Origin of the sequence: Levilactobacillus brevis (assembly GCA_021383565.1) — a bacterium.
In the GTDB taxonomy this organism is placed as follows: Bacteria; Bacillota; Bacilli; order Lactobacillales; family Lactobacillaceae; genus Levilactobacillus; species Levilactobacillus brevis_B.
In genome coordinates this window covers 2,250,021-2,267,686 of the sequence record CP079699.1, presented here as the reverse complement: position 1 = coordinate 2,267,686, position 17,666 = coordinate 2,250,021, and the positions used below count along the sequence as shown (strand labels likewise).

At 50.7% G+C, this 17,666-nt stretch carries 13 protein-coding genes, 1 tRNA gene and 1 pseudogene; 6 read left to right on the top strand and 9 right to left on the bottom strand.

The window, feature by feature from the left end; translation table 11 throughout:
• Window positions 1-309: 309 nt before the first annotated feature.
• A complete protein-coding gene (locus KB236_10525) occupies window positions 310-1,137 on the top strand; it encodes an ABC transporter permease subunit (protein UIF28944.1) in 828 nt (275 codons plus the stop codon).
• Complete coding sequence (locus tag KB236_10520; GenBank protein ID UIF28943.1) at window positions 1,130-1,852, top strand: ABC transporter ATP-binding protein; 723 nt, start codon at window positions 1,130-1,132, stop codon at window positions 1,850-1,852. Before KB236_10525 ends, KB236_10520 begins: the two co-directional genes overlap by 8 nt.
• 698 nt (window positions 1,853-2,550) lie before the next feature.
• Here KB236_10520 and KB236_10515 read toward each other — a convergent pair.
• The 4 genes from KB236_10515 to KB236_10500 form a co-directional block, all read right to left on the bottom strand.
• A complete protein-coding gene (locus KB236_10515; GenBank protein UIF28942.1) occupies window positions 2,551-3,282 on the bottom strand; it encodes a MerR family transcriptional regulator in 732 nt (243 codons plus the stop codon).
• A 239-nt stretch (window positions 3,283-3,521) separates the two neighbouring features.
• Window positions 3,522-4,505, bottom strand: a complete 984-nt coding sequence (locus KB236_10510) for an aliphatic sulfonate ABC transporter substrate-binding protein (GenBank protein UIF28941.1) — start codon at window positions 4,503-4,505, stop codon at window positions 3,522-3,524.
• Window positions 4,502-6,019 carry an AMP-binding protein gene (locus KB236_10505; protein ID UIF28940.1) on the bottom strand — a complete coding sequence of 506 codons (1,518 nt, stop codon included), beginning with the start codon at window positions 6,017-6,019 and terminating at the stop codon, window positions 4,502-4,504. The genes KB236_10510 and KB236_10505 overlap by 4 nt, the downstream gene beginning before the upstream one ends.
• Window positions 5,955-7,130: an acyltransferase gene (locus tag KB236_10500; protein ID UIF30354.1), complete on the bottom strand. Its 1,176-nt coding sequence runs from the start codon at window positions 7,128-7,130 to the stop codon at window positions 5,955-5,957. Before KB236_10500 ends, KB236_10505 begins: the two co-directional genes overlap by 65 nt.
• 985 nt (window positions 7,131-8,115) lie before the next feature.
• Here KB236_10500 and KB236_10495 point away from each other — a divergent pair.
• Complete coding sequence (locus KB236_10495; protein ID UIF30353.1) at window positions 8,116-9,816, top strand: aryl-sulfate sulfotransferase; 1,701 nt, start codon at window positions 8,116-8,118, stop codon at window positions 9,814-9,816.
• A 43-nt stretch (window positions 9,817-9,859) separates the two neighbouring features.
• Here the strand turns inward: KB236_10495 and KB236_10490 are convergent, their stop codons facing one another.
• Window positions 9,860-10,477, bottom strand: a complete 618-nt coding sequence (locus KB236_10490; protein UIF30352.1) for a DUF1275 domain-containing protein — start codon at window positions 10,475-10,477, stop codon at window positions 9,860-9,862.
• A 332-nt stretch (window positions 10,478-10,809) separates the two neighbouring features.
• Here KB236_10490 and KB236_10485 point away from each other — a divergent pair, with 332 nt between their 5' ends.
• The gene (locus KB236_10485) at window positions 10,810-12,006 is read left to right on the top strand and encodes an ISL3 family transposase (protein UIF28939.1); all 1,197 of its coding nucleotides are present in this window, start codon (window positions 10,810-10,812) and stop codon (window positions 12,004-12,006) included.
• A 143-nt stretch (window positions 12,007-12,149) separates the two neighbouring features.
• Here the strand turns inward: KB236_10485 and rihA are convergent, their stop codons facing one another.
• Together rihA and KB236_10475 are read right to left on the bottom strand one after the other, a co-directional pair.
• Window positions 12,150-13,082: a pyrimidine-specific ribonucleoside hydrolase RihA gene (gene rihA, locus KB236_10480; protein ID UIF28938.1), complete on the bottom strand. Its 933-nt coding sequence runs from the start codon at window positions 13,080-13,082 to the stop codon at window positions 12,150-12,152.
• Between the two features lie 166 nt (window positions 13,083-13,248).
• A tRNA-Gln gene (locus tag KB236_10475) sits at window positions 13,249-13,320 on the bottom strand.
• A gap of 242 nt (window positions 13,321-13,562) precedes the next feature.
• Here KB236_10475 and KB236_10470 point away from each other — a divergent pair.
• Entirely contained in the window at window positions 13,563-14,552 is a 990-nt protein-coding gene (locus tag KB236_10470; protein UIF28937.1) for a LacI family transcriptional regulator, read from the top strand.
• A 157-nt stretch (window positions 14,553-14,709) separates the two neighbouring features.
• On the opposite strand, the gene KB236_10465 is transcribed toward KB236_10470, so the two are convergent.
• The gene (locus KB236_10465) at window positions 14,710-15,483 is read right to left on the bottom strand and encodes a fructose permease (GenBank protein UIF28936.1); all 774 of its coding nucleotides are present in this window, start codon (window positions 15,481-15,483) and stop codon (window positions 14,710-14,712) included.
• A 15-nt stretch (window positions 15,484-15,498) separates the two neighbouring features.
• Window positions 15,499-16,503, bottom strand: coding sequence for a zinc-dependent alcohol dehydrogenase family protein (locus KB236_10460; protein UIF28935.1), 1,005 nt, complete (start codon window positions 16,501-16,503; stop codon window positions 15,499-15,501).
• A gap of 142 nt (window positions 16,504-16,645) precedes the next feature.
• Between KB236_10460 and KB236_10455 the strand changes: the two are divergent.
• A pseudogene (locus tag KB236_10455) lies at window positions 16,646-17,635 on the top strand (IS30 family transposase).
• Window positions 17,636-17,666 lie beyond the last annotated feature (31 nt).

Here is a 17,666-nt window from a genome sequence, read left to right as displayed (position 1 = left end):
TGAAAGCACTGCTCAAGACCGTTGAGTAGTGCTTTTTTGCTGGCCAATTGCCTGACTTGGGCGCTGTTCCCTAATTTTCGCTAGTCGAAACGCGCTCAGGCCCCCTTTTTTCTAAGAATTTCTTACCAAACACTTACCGTAACCCGATAGTTTTTCCTCACAATCACTTGTAAACTAGGGCTTGTTGAATGGCCGTGGGCATCTGTACCTTATCGCTTACATAGACGCTCCGCCATTGGACACCGATTGATTGCTCCCCTTAGTTTGGCATCAATCGCCACTTACCCTTTACCCAAGGAGGTTGAAGCCATGCAAAAATCTATTGCCCTCACGCCGACCACGCCACCGCGAAACTTACGGTGGTCACCCCCCGTCAGGCAACTCCTTCCCTTCGTCATTCCGGTAGTGCTGGTTATCGGCTGGCAATTCAGTAGTAGTGCCGGTTGGCTACCCAGCTCGGTGCTCCCCTCACCGTGGGCGGTCTTCCAAGACGGGATTACGCTAACCCAATCCGGCGAGTTGCCCAAGAATCTCAGTATCAGCCTCTATCGCGCGACGATGGGCTTACTGATTGGGGGCGGTCTAGGATTTATTCTCGGCTTTACCAACGGAATGTCCAAGACCTGCCGGCTACTCTTCGATTCATCCATTCAGATGTTTCGGAATATTCCTCACCTGGCCTTGATTCCCCTCATCATTCTCTGGCTGGGGATTGGCGAATCCGCAAAAATCTCACTGGTCGCCATTGGGACGCTCTTTCCGGTCTACATCAACACCTACAACGGCATTCGTTCCGTTGATCCCGATTTGATTGAAATGGGCCGGTCCTACAATCTATCGAATAGCCAGCTTTTTCGAAAGATTATCTTTCCCGCCGCGCTACCCCAGATCCTCGTGGGGATTCGCTACGCCTTAGGGGTCATGTGGACCACACTCATCGTGGCCGAGACCATCTCCGCCAGTTCGGGGATTGGCTACATGGCTACTAATGCCGAGGACTTTGTCGATATGCAGACCGTGATCTTGTGTATCGTCATCTACGCTCTGCTCGGCAAGGTCTCCGATCTCGTGGCCAAGGGGCTGGAAAGTCTACTCTTAGACTGGCAAACGACTGGAAGGAGTGCTGTCAATGACTGATGCACCGGAAATCTCAATTCGTTCCCTAGAAAAGCAGTACGGCTCCCTCACCGCACTACACGATGTCAATCTCACCGTTCGTAGTGGCGAGTTTCTAGCGCTCGTCGGTATGAGCGGGGGTGGTAAAAGTACCCTGCTACGCCTCATTGCTGGTCTGGAAGCTCCGACTGGCGGCGATGTTCGTTTTGACCAGCACGACCGTGACCACACCGTCATTCGCATCATGTTCCAAGAAGATCGCCTCCTCCCCTGGATGACCGTCTTGGAAAATCTCTCGTTTAACAGTCGTGACGCCCAGACCCAAGCGGACGCCAAGCAACTCCTCGGCTTGGTCGAACTCGGTGATTACGCCAACCACTATCCCAATCAGCTGTCCGGTGGGCAAAAACAACGGGTGGCCTTGGCGCGGGCACTGATGTCCCATCCCCAAGTCCTACTCCTCGATGAACCGCTGGGAGCCTTAGACGCCCTAACCCGGCGGAAAATGCAGGACCTCATCCTCAAGGTCTGCGCCCAGCAACAACTCACCACGATTCTGGTCACTCACGATGTCACCGAGGCCGCACGGATGGCCGATCGAATCGTCGTGATGAAACACGCGACTAATCACGCTGAAATGGCGGGCCCCACCGATCATCAAGACGGTCGGCAAGTTGGGGCCGTGGCCGAAGACGTCCTCGACGCCATCCTCCACGACCAACCGCAAACAGCTTAGCCTCCAACTCTCCCCTCACTATTTTGAAAGCACCACTCCTCCTCTAAACGTCAAAAGGCTCTAGTCGGTTTCCCCGCCGACTAGGGCCTTTTGCATGGTATTGGCTACAAAAATGAAGGTTGAAAGCTAGAAATTAGCTAGGATCCGCAGTGTGACAAGGATAACATCCATCATAATTATGATAGTCGCGCGCTAATCGCCTTACCGTTCGCCAAATTTGGTCTGGATCGCTGTGGGAAGGATCGGGAAAAGCCAAAGAACGGTCTTTTCCCTCGCTTTGAGCCGTCAGCCCACGTCTCAAAGACGCCATTTTCCAAGCAGAACCCTTGGAAAATCCCACGGCTGAGACCAAATTTGACTCACTCACAGCTACATGAAGGGTGTCCAATTAAACTGACTGAACGTGGCCACGCCAGCGGTGTCACCGCGTGTCCACGAATTTTCAACCTTTAGATACAAAATTATTCATAGGTCGAAACACTCGTCACACTCCGTCATGGCTCGATCCTACAAGCCAAAAACGCCAAGCGACACGCATTTCTCTTCAGGGCCTTTCGATAAACACATCAAACTATTAGATGATTAAAACGAATTTGACAATTATTTCGGCCATTTGTGCAACCAAATCGCCATTTTTTACATTAGTAATAAATGACGGGGCACGATCAGACCATTTAGCCGATGTTTTGCTCGATTTCCTACCGCTTAGCTGCCGAGCGCCGCAATACTTCCACACAGAAATTGGTCTGTCCACAGACCGGGCAGGTTAGCTTCCGCGTCTTCGGCGTGTGTCCCGACCAGAATGCCTGCTTGAAGCGAGGACGAAACTGGCTACCACAGGCCGGACAGATGAAGTCTACCGCGTTGAAATAACGACGAACCGCCACGGTCGCAAAGATCACGGCCACCACCATGGCTACTGCGAAGACCCACCAGTTGCCCACGACGATGCTGTAAATCAGGGCAGCCAGTTCAATTGCATCCATTAAGAGCCCCCACCCCACGAGGTTCAAATGAACCCTGCGTAATCCTTTTTTATTTTCCATAATGCGCGCCATGTCTTCGATTGATTGGATCGGGACCATCGCAAAGTCGGCCAAACCGGCACGCACCTGCCTTACCGTTCGTAATTTTTCGGTGGTCGCAGCCTGCTCATCCTGAAGTTTCTGTTTCTGTTGGTCCAGGAGCAAGGCGAGAACGTGGTTCGACTGGTCGCTGTCCAATACTTCCTGAATAGCGGTCAGCGAAAGCCCCATCCCCTTGAGTAGCAGGATTAATTTCAATCGCTTCAAGTCTGTCGTTGTGTACAGTCGTCGGCCACCCGTACTCAGTTCGGTCGGCCGTAAAAGCCCCCGCTGATCATAGTACTGAAGCGTGCGTACCGATACGTTTGCCTGTTTGGCTAATTCCCCGGTCGTTAGTTTTGACATGGTTGTCACCTCCTACCTTCGTTATACCCGATGACGTCGCGTGACGAGCAAGCGGTTAGCCGCTTTTTCTAATTATTTCCGGGGAAATATTACCCTACTTCCCAGTGACGTTACCTGACACACGCCTCCATCAGCATGAACCGCCTCATTTTCCGGGTTATTTTCTCAATTGTAGCGTATTTCTGATTACCGTGCGTAAAAAAGCAAGCCTCCCAGACTCGGAAAGCTTGCTAAATGGGTTATTCTTTCAAGTACGTCACGATCTTATCCACCGTCACATCCGTCTTCAGGAGCCCCGCCTGATAGAAGGCGTCCGCAATTTTTTGTTGTTCTTGCGTAATCGTCTTGGTCATCTTGCCAAACGTGTAGCTTCGACGCATGACCATCTTCTTGACGACGGCTGAGGATAACTTCAACGACTTACTCATCATCTTAATCAGCTTCGATTTATGGGTATTGGCCCACTGCATGTCCTCACCGAGGTACTTTACCAGGTACTTCGACGTTGTGGTATGCGCCTTGGCGTAGCTCTGTGTCGAAATCAGGAAGTCCCGGTTGTTGCTCAAACCGACGCCGTTCGTCAGCAGTTTCGCATTCTGGTTAACCTGAGCTTGGGCGGTATACGGGTCCCAAGTGACCCAAGCAGCCACCTTACCCTTGGCAAATGCGACGCTGGCCGAGGACTGGTCCATGTTGACCCACGTCACGTCGGAAGAAGACATACCGGCCTTCTTTAGCGCTTGCAACAGAAGATACTGTGAACTGGTCCCCTTGGTGTAGGCGACCTTCTTGCCTTTCAGATCCTTAATCGAGGAAATACCGCTACCCTTCTTCACCACGATGCCGGATCCTTGGGGTTTGGCGGACCCCGCACCAATGTAAGTTAACTTCGTCCCGGCTGCCTGTGCGGTCACGGGTGGGGTGTCGCCAGTTCTGGCGTAATCAATACTGCCGGACTTTAAGGCTTGGAGGAGCGAGGTTCCATCTTGGAACTGTTTATAAACAACTTTATAACCCTTGGCCTTCATCTCCTTCACCAATTCACCCCGTTGCCGGGCTATATCGACCGGATCGCCCTTCTGGTAGCCTACCGTCACGGTTGTGAGCCCGCTGGATTGACTACTGGCATCGGTCTGCCGATAACCGTAGAAGGCTACGCCCGCCCACAGAATCACGATGAGGCCCACGAGCCATTTAAGAAAACGCCGTTTGGTTTGACTCATGCGCCCTCACCAATCCCTTGGGCCAACAACTGTTGACGGAGTTTCGGTCGAACCACCTTACCCGTGGCATTTCGCGGATAGTCCTGAACGAACAGAATTCGCTTCGGTTGCTCATACGGCGCCAGCGTCCGTTGCGCTTGGTCGAGAACCGCTTGGCGCTGCACCCGCTGGTCACCGGGTTGGGAAATAATAACGGCCGTCACCGCCTCGCCATACAGGTCATCGGGCGTACCGATTACCGTGACTTCCTTGATAAAGGGCAATTCACTCAGTTCATTTTCAACGTATGCCGGGGCAACCTTTTCACCACCCACACTAATGATATCCTTCTTACGGCCGCTCACGAAGAGATAACCTTCAGCGTCAAAGTAGCCCAGGTCTCCAGTCAGAAACCAGCCATCCTGAAAGGAATCGGGATGGGGATCGAGGTAGTCGTGAATGACGTGGTCACCACGAACGGCAATCTCACCAGTCTCCTGACTGTTCGGGACGAATTGGCCATCGACCACAATGGCGACCTCCGTACCTACCGGCTTACCGACCGAGCCAACCTTAGGCGCATCGTAGGGGTTCAGCGTGCACTGGCTGGCCGTCTCAGTCATGCCATAGCCTTCCATGATCTGGGTATGGTACGTGTCTTGAAATTGGGTTAATTTATCCAGCGGTAAGGAGAATGAGGAGCACCGCACGAAACGAAGCCGGCTGCGACTCTGATCGTACGCGGCCCGCGAGTGGGCATTTAACAACAAGATGTTAATGATGGTGGGCACCACGGATACCCACGTCACGGCGTTGTCCTGCACTTGCGGCCAGAAATGGCTGGCACTGAACTTCGGGGTAATCACCACCCGACCACCGGAGAGACGCGTGGACAGTAGCGACATAACCTGCGCGTTAATGTGGAAGAGTGGCATGACAATCAGTGTGGTATCGGCGGAAGTCATCCGGTGACTATCAATATCGTGTTGGGCGCCGTTGCGGAGAAGTTTATGCGTCAACCCCACACGCTTCGGCTTACCCGTGGTGCCCGAGGTATTCAGGATCACTGCCAAATCTTCTTCGGTTGGCGTGGCGGCCGCATGGCCCGTAACCGCCACGTCTCGCAGTAACGTTACTGTCGGGGCAGTCGCCAACTGGAGCGTGGCCGCTGTGGTGTTCCGGTCGGTTTGAGCGGCAGGTAATAGTTGCGGCCCAACGATAATGGCCGCGTAGGCGTGGGCGGCTAGCTCGGCCTGCATTTCGGCGGCTGGCGTCTTGGGCGCCACCGGATGCATGACCGCACCGATAGCCCAGATAGCCTGCGTCAAGACGGGATACAGGGCCGAGTTAGGCAGGCAAACGTAAACGAGATCGCCATGCCCCACTTTCAGACCGCGAAGTTGATCCTCGAGTTGGTCGACATCGGCGGCCAGTTCGGCGCCGGTAAACCACCGATCGCGGGCCTCGTCCTTAATGACGTTCTGATGAGACGCCTGTTTCAGTTGTTGCGTGAGTTTTAAGGTTATTTTTGACATAGGAATGTACTCCTTTCAAGAGATGCCACTGTGGACGCCCAATCAGGACGCCAAACGGTGGCACGCGGTAACAGAACCAAGAAATAGCAAGGGCGCCACCAAACACAAATAGGTAGCCCACGGGCAAGAGCGCTAAAACCGCCCAAGCTGGTAACTTCAGGAGGCTAAGAATCCCTCCCAAGGCGAATAACGGTAGACTTTGGGTCAGGTAGACGCCAAACGACACCGTGGAGAAGGCCCGAATGAGACGGTCGATCCACTGCGGCAGGCCGTGTTGACGGGCCTTGGCGTACTGGAGTCCTAGCCAGAAGACAAAGGCCAACATGCAGACGTCATAGATGAAGATGTACGGCTGATGAACGGAGAAAATTCCGCTACGACTCAGCTTCAGTACATTTTTGTCCCCAAAATAGAGGAAGATCGTACCCAGCGCCAAGATGGCCGTCGACCAGCCGATGAACCGGTGGTGACGTTCCACCCAGGCGACGCAGGTGTCGTAGTGAATCGCGACGGCTCCACCTGCCAGGAAGTAGAATTGATAAACCAACACGTTGGTGCCATAGGCTTTGAATAAATACCACCAGTGACTGGTGTCCACATGCGGCAACCAATACTTGATCCCAACCAACAAGAAGAACTGAATCACGGCGCTGATGCCCATGACGACCAGATGTTTATCTGGTAACCGTTTAAAAAGATAAACGATCAGTGGAAACAAGAGGTACAGTTGGAACGTCACGACAATGTAGTACATGTAGTATTCATTCCCGTAAAGTAGCGCGTTGCCCAGATGCGGCCAGTATTGGGACGAATCGATCCCCCCACTGGCAATCAGGGTCGCAACGACCATGATGATGGCATTCCAGGCAATATACGGAATCCCAGAACCTAGGTAGCGTTTCCGCCAAAACCTGAGCCACTGATGATCGCGATGATAGTAGTTCAGGACCAAGACTAGCCCGGTCATGAACATGAACCCCATCCGCGTAAAATGTAAGGCTAAATGCGTTGCTTCTAAAATCAATTGACTATGCGAGGTATCGACTAGGCGCGATTCAAATGCGGTCGTGGTGTGGTTGAGCAAAACCCCACCGATAAAGATGACTCGCATAAGATCGACCTCGTGTAAATACCGCCGTTTTTTCCGTTCGGCCACGGTCTCACCTCCCTGTTTTCAATAAATCGTGTGATGTTGCAAACAACATAGTCTAGTTATAGCATCCACCTCGCGGCAACGTCCTTACGCTAAATTAAACATTTCTTGTGATTTTCTTATGTTTGACTGAAAGTTGAAAGCTAGAAAGCGGCTAGAATCTGTAGTATGACATGGATACCATCCATGATAATAGGCTAATCGCGCACTGGCCGCCTTACCGTTCGCCAAATTTGGTCTGGATCGCGGTGGGGAGGACGGGCCAAGCCAAAGGACGGTCTTGTCCCTCGCTTTGAGCCGGCAGCCCGCGTCTCAAAGACGCCATTTTCCAAGTAACCCACTTGGAAAATCCCACGGCTGAGACCAAATTTGACGCACTCACGGCTACGTGAGGGATACCCAATTAAGCTGGCCAAACGTGGCCACGCCAGCGATGGCACCGCGCGTTTAGTGGTTGTCAGCCATCGTAACCGGAGGCAGCCAGAGATGGAGGTAGCCGTGACAGCGGTGTTAGCTGACGTTCTGAGTCAGCTTACACCGCGGGACGTGTTTGGAGACTGGCGATTCTTGTCAGGCTTCAAACCGAGCCGGAGGACCGCTTCTCAGGCCGCAGGCGATCCCCACAGCGTCGGAATCTCTGGCAGCCGCAGGTGGTATTGATGACTAGTTTAATGGCGATAAACTTTGTCAGCTAGGGATTGGAGCATGTTTGCGAACCTTCAACCCTTAGATGTTTGACTAAAAGTTGAAAGGCGATCGTCACGGCCCCCTGCTTCGCGTCTAAACCAAGCGGTCAACTTCACAAGATGATCATATTTTTTTCAAAAAAGTATCACGCCCCGGTAACGTGATTGTTTTATAGCAGTGCTATATTAGGGATGTTACATATGTGGGAACTAACTTGGCGGTTAGTGCTCCCTTTTTTTCATAATTGATGAAGGAGATGTCCCATTTGCAATTTAAACACCCCCGGATGGCGGTTCTAGCAATCGCCTCCCTGGCCGTACTGACGGTCGGTCTGGCCGGCTGTTCAACCAGCAAAAGTAGCAGTTCCAGCTATAAAATTAAGAACAACAAGGTCGCGTTGACCGATGCCCAGATTAAGAAAAATCTGGATACCAAAATCATTACGACCCGTCAGGATGCACAAAAGTCCGCGACCGCTAAGTACAAGGCCGCGGCCGAAAGCAGTCAATACACGCTGGATAATCCTTACGTCAAGGTCAATCCCTACGGCACATCGCCCCTCTCCGCACTGGTGACGTTTAAATCCAGTACCGCCGAAAAGATCACGTATACCGTGGTTGGCAAGTCGGATAAGACGTCCATCACCAATACGGTCAAGGGTGGCTATACCAAGCGTCATCAGGTGCCCGTCGTTGGCCTATATGCGGACACCAACAACACGGTCAAGATTACCGCGACGACCAAGAACGGTGAGACGCAGACCAAGACGTTGAAGATGAAGACGGGCGCGCTACCAAAGTACATTAAGAACGCCACCATCACGACGAAAAACGTGGACAAGTCCAAGATGAGCATTGGCAAAAACAAGTTGACCGTCATCAACCGGACGACCAAACAGCCCTTTGCGATTGACGCGGACGGTGCCGTGCGGTGGTACGACACCAACTATTCCCAACACACCATTGAGCAGTGGTCCAACGGCCACATCATGATTCTGTCCAAGAAGAATCAGAGTTCCGATGTTTACAATGACTTAATCGAGACAGATTATCTCGGCCGCGTTTACCAAGAATACGGCTTTGCCAACAAAACCAGCAGTACCGATGGTGGCGTGGAAACGACCGTCATTCACCACGATCTGGTCGAGTTGCCTAATCACAATTTCTTAGCGACCGTTTCGGACGGCTCGAAGTACAAGGAAGATACGCTAATTGAGGTGTCGCACAAGACCGGGAAGATCGTCAAGGTCATCGACCTCAAGAAGATTCTGCCGAAGTCCATGTGGGCGAAGTACAAGAAGGGCACTGACGGCAAGATTGATTGGCTACACAACAATGCCGTGGATTACGACCAGAATGACCACTCGATCGTCTTGTCCAGTCGGAATCAAGATCTGATTATGAAGTTGGACTACAAGACTGACCATATCAAATGGCTCTACAGTGGCAAGAAGAAGTCGAGCTGGCCTAAGGCTTACCAGAAATACGTGCTGACGCCAACCAAGGGCACGATTACCACGGGTGGTCAACATGGCCTTTACCTGCTAAATAACGGTGGTCAAAACGCCGCCAATAGTGAAAACTTCCTGTTGTACGACAACAATATCGACGTCACTAACGGAAACAAGAAGACGTCCGGCAAGTATTCGCAAGCTGTCGAATACCACGTCAACGCCAAGAAGATGACCATCACCTCGACCTGGTCTTATGGCAAGACCCTGGGTGCCGGTAACTTTACCAGTGTAATTGGTTACGCCGAAAAGCAATCGAACGGCAACGTCCTGATCGACTTTGGTTTCAAGGCTGGTGGCCAACAGAGTAACATCATCGAAGTCACAAAGAGTGGGCAACAAGTCTTTAACGCCACGATGAAGAACGCCTCATCCAAGGCTTACGCTTATCGCGCCTACCGCGTACCGTTCTACAGTTCCGCGTATGTTTTCGATGCGACGAAGTAATTTGGGTAATTTAAAATGCGACCCCGTATTGGGATCGCATTTTTTAGTGTTTCCATTTTCGCCGATGGGTCTGCTGGTACAGCCATATCAGTAAAGTCACCACTAGTAGAATAGGCAACAGGATGGCATAGTCGGCCATCACGGTCGTTCCCGCGGCAACCAATAGTGCCCCGCCAATGAAGCTAAGCGTGAGAATGCCGGTATCGCTAGCCGTCGCACGGGTCTCCCGACTGCGGTCGCGCAGACCCGCGCCAACTGCCGTGAAAATATGGCGACTATCCCCCGTCATGAGGGGCGTAAACGGCCGTCCTTTAACCTGTCGAAATTCTTGTAGTTCAGCCGCGGCAATCAGTGACAGCAACGCCACTAACACGTAGCTGGGGAGGTGGTGAAGGCCTAAGACCGCCAGGAGTAACACCAGCATGTACCCTAACACAATCAGTTGTGCGTTTGCCCGCGACTTTTCCAAGATGCGTTGGAGCCACCGAACGACGAGCGTCCCCACTACGAACGCCAGTAACGACGCTAGATAACGACCAACGGTACTCAGTTGAAAATGCCCCAGACTAACCCCCAGCAAGATGAGATTACCCGTTTGGAGTCCAGCAAAGACGGCGCCGTGTTCCAGATAGGAATAGGCGTCCAAGGCCCCTGCCAGCATGGTTAAACCGCACCCAAAGAACAGCTGCTCATGGGCGGGATAAGTTGTCTGTCTCAATACAATTCCCCTCTCTGAACGTTCTGCGTTCAGCTAGTGTAGCGTAAAATGGGTTCTAAAATATCTGTTGTTGGTAATCAACTTAATTGGTTACTGGCAGCGGATATTTTTGTATACTGTATAGAGTAAAAATGGGTACAAAAAAGGGATATAGTCGCAGATCTATGTCCATCCACTACCACATTTCAAGAGAAAGAAAGTGACTATATCCTATGTCCAATGATACTAAAATTATTCTGGGGATAAAAGACCCTAATATCAAAAAACTGAAAATAATGAATCCCTTAGAAGTAAAGGGACCACTCAAGGTACAGGCACTTTTAGACTACCGTCCAAAAGCTTGTCCTAAATGTGGCGTTTTGAACCAGAAGAGCATTATCAAATACGGTTGGCGTTGGACCACGGTTAAACTCCCACAAGCCGTTGAACGAGACGTTAAACTTCACCTTAAAAAACGTAATTTCAAGTGTAAGCAATGCCATCAATACTTTCTGGCAGAAACGTCGTTGGTTCAGCGAAACCACACCATCTCTAACGTCAGCCGGATCTCGTGTTTAGTAAAGCTCAGTGAGACGGTTTCAATGCGGCATATCGCAAACGAATTAAACATTTCGAGTACGAGTGTTTTACGAATCATGCGTAGCTACCAACCGGATATTAAGACAAATTACAGCTGGTTGCCAGCAGTTATTAATATGGATGAAGTCAAGTCTACCAAAGATGCCAAAGGTGCAATGAGCTTTGTCTTTATGGACGGTATGCGAAACGAATTTATCGATATCCTTGAATCACGAACCCTGTATGATCTCGAAAAATACTTCAATCGATATACTAAGGCTGCGCGAGAAGGCGTGAAAATCATTGTGACAGATATGAATTACACGTATCCGCAATTGACAGAAACCGTTTTTCCAAACGCGATTGTGGTAACCGATAGGTTCCACATCGTGAGTTCTATAATGCGTGGTTTCAATCGTGTGAGAGTTCGTATAATGAAGTCCTATGCCAATTCAAATATCAAACATAAGATCTTAAAACGATACTGGAAACTACTCTTAAAACCTAACGAAAAGCTGAACTTCAACGTCTATCATAATTTCACTCATCTCTCAGGAATTAATACTGAGAATAGTACGGTCGATTACATTCTCAGCTTCAATGATGAATTACGCCAAGCGTATGAGCTTTTACAGACCGTTCGGCGAGCCGTCAAGTATCGTCACACGTCCAAACTAGTAACCATTCTAGACAAGAAGAATGATTACTCCGAAGAGCTTGAAACACCGTTAAATACGTTGAGAGAACACCAAGAATCTGTGTACAATGCGCTAAAATACAATTATTCTAATGGACCAATGGAAGGTATCAATAATAAAATCAAAGTAATCAAGCGAGTCAGCTACGGATTCGGTTGTTTTAGTAGCTTTAGATTAAGGATTCATCTAGTATTCGGAATTAAAAAGGCTGCCTAATCATAATACGATTAGGCAACCTCAGACAGCCGATTACCAACAACAGTTGACAAAGAGCCGTAAAATGCTTGCGTTTTGTTTAAGTCAGACAAAAAACCACAGCGGCAACGCGAAACGTTGCTGCTGTGGCTAGCTTAACCCAGTTAGTTAAAAGTCTTTAAAGAATCCGTGATGAGCTGAATAAATGCTGGTCGGTCAATGTCTAATAGGACGTCGGTGTTCTTCGGTTTCCCGGTCAATTCGTAGTAATCGCAAACCGTCTCGCCGCGAACTAATTCGCCCTGCGTTTCAACATCGACGTTCATCAGTTCACTCTTAAACATTTCGGGATGAAGGAGCCAAGCGATCGTGCACGGATCGTGGAGTGGCGCACCCTTGAAGCCCCACTTGGGATTCTCGTGGTAGACTTCAAAGAAGTTCAGGAGACCTTCGAAGGCGTGGGCCACGGGATTGTTAATATCCCCAATGGCCGCAATCTCCGGCTTAAGGATCTGTGCTTTGTGGGTGACATTCAGCGGCGCCATGGTCAGCGGAATACCGGCGTTGAGAACAATTTTGGCGGCTTCGGGATCAACGTAGATGTTAAATTCAACGGAAGGCGTCCAGTTGCCCAGACCCATGGCCCCACCCATGAAGACGATGCGGTCAATCTTGGACTTGAGCTCGGGGTAAACCCGCAAAAACAGGGCGATGTTGGTCATTGGCCCAGTGACTACGAGCGTAACCGGGTCGGTACTTGCCCGTAAAGTCTGCGCAATCAGCTCGATAGCGGTCATGTCTTGAACGGCAAAGTCGGGCTCAGGAAGATCGGCACCATCCAATCCGGATTTACCGTGTACGTTGCCGGCCGTTTCCAATGGCTTCATCAAGGGGGTTCGGTTCCCACCAGCGACGGGAATTTCTTGATGGTGCATGAGCGTCAGTAGCCGCATAGCATTGTTGAGGGTCTTCTCCGGCGTCTGATTCCCGGCAGAAGAAGTGACCGCTAACAGGTCAATCTCCGGACTGGCCAACGCCAGCATCATAGCCAGCGCGTCATCGTGACCGGGATCACAGTCCATAATTATTTTTTTCATGAGGTAGGGCTCCTATTCAGTCTTAGTTAATACTTATTTTATGCTACGATGACTGCGCTTACAATAGCAACTAACCAGGTTTTTTCCACCTAATACCAACCCTAATCACAAAAAAACCGCCACATCCACCTCCAAGGCTTCTATAACGGCTATCTAAACTCTTCAATTGGGCTAGCTGGGTTCGAACCAGCGCATCACGGGATCAAAACCCGTTGCCTTACCACTTGGCTATAGCCCAATAAGTTGGTCAATACTGACCCCAACAGATAATAATTTTAGCATCTTCCCCTAGGTAAATGCAACCTTTTTTTGATAATTTTTTACTCGTCCGATAGAAATGGTTGACGAGGCCCCATTGTAACCGCTACGATAAACATAACCTTATGAGTAGTCTTCACCCAGATTGTCTGGTCGTTCAGCTACTAATAAGTATCTTATTTAATCAATAATTAAATTATTAATAATAAAGAAGTGAACTTCATGTCAACTAACATCACCATTAAAGACGTGGCTAAACAAGCCGGCGTCTCGGAAGCCACCGTTTCGCGGGCACTCAACGACAGCCCGCAGGTCAAGCGTGACACGCGCGAAAAAATTCAGACAATTGCCCGTAACCTCGGCTACCGTCCCAACGGCTTAGCGCGGAGCATTCGCGTTCAAAAGAGCCACACATTGGGGATGATCATCCCCGACATTCTCAACGGTTTCTTCACCCAACTCAGCCGGGCCATCGAAGACGCCGCCAGCCAAGCCGGCTATGACGTTCTGATCGTCAACACGGATGAACACCTTGAAAAAGAAGCCAAGGCCATCAACCTGATGCTGGAAAAGCAAGTCGATGGCCTCATCATCACCAGTGCTGGGGCCTCAACCGACTACCCTAAAATGCTGGGCACCACCCCCGCCGTTTTCGTGGACCGTATGCCCCCTGCCGACGTGGTCTCACGGTATGATCGTGTCCTGGTCGACAACGTTCAGGGAACCCAAGATATTATCAATTGCCTGATTAATCGCGGTGCGCAACGCATTGGTATTATCAATAGTGCCGTCTCTACCACCGCGACCGAACGGCTCCGGGGCTATCATCAGGCCCTCGCTGCTGCTCACCTAACGCCGGACACAGCTATCGAAGCCACTGCCCGAACCGACGGCAGCAACGTTCCACAGATGGCTCGTCAATTATTAGTTAATCAAAAGTGTGATGCCCTCTTTGCCGCTGATAATACCATCATGACCGGCGTCTTACGTAAGCTCCCCGAGTTAGACCTGTCTGCCTTTCAGCTGGGGGCCTTCGACGACAACGACTGGTTTGACTTTCTCCCGCAACCCATCGTGACGGCTAAGCAACCGATTAGCGACCTCGGACGAATCGCCGTCGAACGCCTGTTAGCCCGCATTGACGATGACCAACTCCCCACCCAGGAATGTCGACTCGCGGCGACCCTCATTCCTCGCCCAGCTACCCCTTAGCCAAGTGCTAAATGACCTTAACCAATGACTGTTACCAGCCATCTCTCCTAGGCTTTTGCCGATGTAACCTGTATACTAAGACCTCTCAAACCACCCAAAAATCCTCGCCATTTTCGACGAGGATTTTGTTTGCGCTTTTCGATATAAACCGGACCAATCATTGACCCACGTCCACCTTCTGATGGTGTAAGTGGGGAAAGACCATCTTGTCAGCAATCCCCGTAATCCCGCCTTGCGCGAGAAAAGCGAAGACCGTGCCCAGACCAAAGTTGACGAACGAATGGGTGATGAGCAGGGCGATAATCGCCATGATTGTCGGTGGAATATATGATGCCCACATGGCCTTGGCGGCATTACCCTTGAAGTAGCGAAAACGCAGGATTTGCATGAGATCATCGGCCGGGTGTAAGACCAGATTGACCCGCTGATAGATTGAGATAGCCGTCCCAATCAAGGCCACTCCCAGAAAGTTTAACGCCACGTAGAGCGTCACCATGCCAGCGCCGTGCGCTTCGGGGAGACCAGCGAACAGCGCGTATTTGCCATTAAAGAAATCCGCAAACACTTGAATCAACGCAGAGAATGGCACCATGAACGCCATGTTACCGGCAATCCGTTTCCAATCCCAGTGATGGATCAGAGCGGCATTCAACGCCGCCGTCAAGAACCCCAGAATCAGGAAGGCCCAGAACAGGTTCCAATGAAAGGCCGTACCGAAATTAGCCTCCGCCGCCGACCAGTACGCCGCCCCCAGAAAGGATGGGTGAATCTTCGCACTGGTGACCAACGTTAAGACGTTGCCAGCCGAATTGACGACAATTGATAAGGCAAAGAACCCGATGGACTGGGCCATCGACAGGGTCCGTCCCGTATTGTCTAAATCCGTGGTATGTGCGTTGCCGTTAAAATGACTGACTGCTTCAGCTCTCATGTTTATCCCTCACCTTTACTGATTGCCGACTTTGACAACCGCCTTGCTGACGCCCTTAACCTTACCATTTAAGACGTCTTCAACTTGTTCCAAACTGACTTCATGACTGATCAGCGAATCTACGTCCAGTTCGCCGCTGGCCAGTAAGGCAATGGCATCTTCAAAGGCGTACGGATTGATGAAGGCGCCTTGAATCTTCAATTGCTTCTGGTAGACCTCGTACGTGTTCATTGAGAAGGTCTGGTTAGGCTTGCCGACCCCAAACATCAGGACTTGAGCACCCTTCTTCGTGGCCTCAACGGCTTCTTCCTGTGTTTCAGGTAATCCCACGGCTTCAATGACCACGTCGTAATCGGCCGGAATCTGATCACGCTGCGTATTGTAGGTGTTGGTAACACCAAACTTTTCCTGGTTAAAGGCTAATCTTTCGTCAATAATCCCGGCGAAATCGACTTGATGAACGCCATAGGCCCGGAGTAATTGAACAAATAGTTGACCCATGAAGCCATCCCCGATGACCAGTGCCTTTTGATAAGGCTTGACGTCAATCAGGCTCATGCCGTGAACCGCGCAGGAGATAGGTTCCGTGGTGGCCGCGTCCTTTAAGGAAACGCTTTCAGGAATCGGGTACACAACGGAAGCTGGGGCGGTAAAGGCTTCCTCCAAGCCACCGTCACGGGTGACCCCCACGGCAGACAGGTTGTCACAGAGTTCTGGCCGATCCGTCCGGCAGTACTTGCATTGCCCACAGTAGATGTTGGGATCGACCGTGACGCGATCGCCCACCTTTACGTTGGTCACCTCGCGACCGACCGCGGCGACGATTCCCGAATTTTCATGGCCCAAGACAATGGGTGGCACGGCATTTGCAGAACCCGGTAACCCGGCATACAAGGCTCGGTCAGTCCCGCAAATTCCCGCGTAGGCCGTATTCACTAAGACCTCATTCGGCTTAACTTCTGGCTTCGCAACATCCTGAATTTCCATCTGTTTGGTTCCAGTTAAGACTAAAGCTTTCATAAATCGAACGCACCCTTTCTATTTTTTGTATTGCCCGATTTAAAATTGAAGTGCAACACCCCTTAAGACATTAAGGGTAAACAAATAGGCCATGGAGACCTATACTTTTAAGCGACCAAACCAAAAAGAAAGAGGTATCTCCATGACCCAGTCAAATCATACCACTACCATTACTTACCAACAACTCTCTGCCGAAGAGCGTGGCCAAATTGAAGCGTTCTTGAAGGACCACCAATCTGTTCGCCAAATTGCTCGTAATCTTCATCGAAATCCCAGTACTATCTCACGCGAAATCAAGCGTGGCACGGTTCGCCAGCTTAACTCCGACTATCTGCCATACTATCAATATTTTGCTGAAGCAGGACAGGCTGTCTATGAAAAAGACCGCCTTAAATGCCATTCTAAGGGTTTACTAAAGCGTTGCTGGCTCTTCTTCAAGCTGTTAGTCCAAGCACTCAAAACCAAGATTAGAGTCGATAGTGTCGATAGCTTCGTCCACCGATTCCATCAACTTTATCCGGACAAGCCGTGTCCATCGACCCCCACGGTTTATCGGTACATTGATTTAGGTTATCTCGACCTCTGTAACGCTGATTTACCAGTCAAGCTTCGTCGCCGAGTAAAGAGCACTCGTCGAACTCGCTCCCGAAAGAATAAGAAGATATTGGGTAGCTCAATCGATGAGCGACCAGCTATCGTCGACCAACGCATCTTGGTGGGTGACTGGGAAGGAGACCTAGTTAAGGGCAAGCGGGTTGCTAGCGAGCCCGCACTGATGACATTAACCGAGCGTGTCAGTCGTTTTGAAATCATCGTTAAGATTCCTGACTACCACGCTGACACTTGCCGCCAGGCACTTCAAGGGGTCATTACGGCCTATGGTCCTAAGAACTTCCAGTCAATCACATTTGACAATGGCAGTGAATTTGCCGAGCTAGATCAGGTCCAAGGAACCAAAGTTTACTTCGCTCATCCTTATACGCCCTCTGAACGAGGGTCTAATGAGAATCTCAACGGTCTCATCCGTGAGTACATTCCGAAGGGCATCTCTCTCAAGAACTTTGATCTACCAACGATCCAAGCCATTCAAAACGCACTTAACCATCGCTTACGTAAATCCCTGGGCTATGCTAGCGCCGCCCAGGTCTTCAAAACACAGGTCT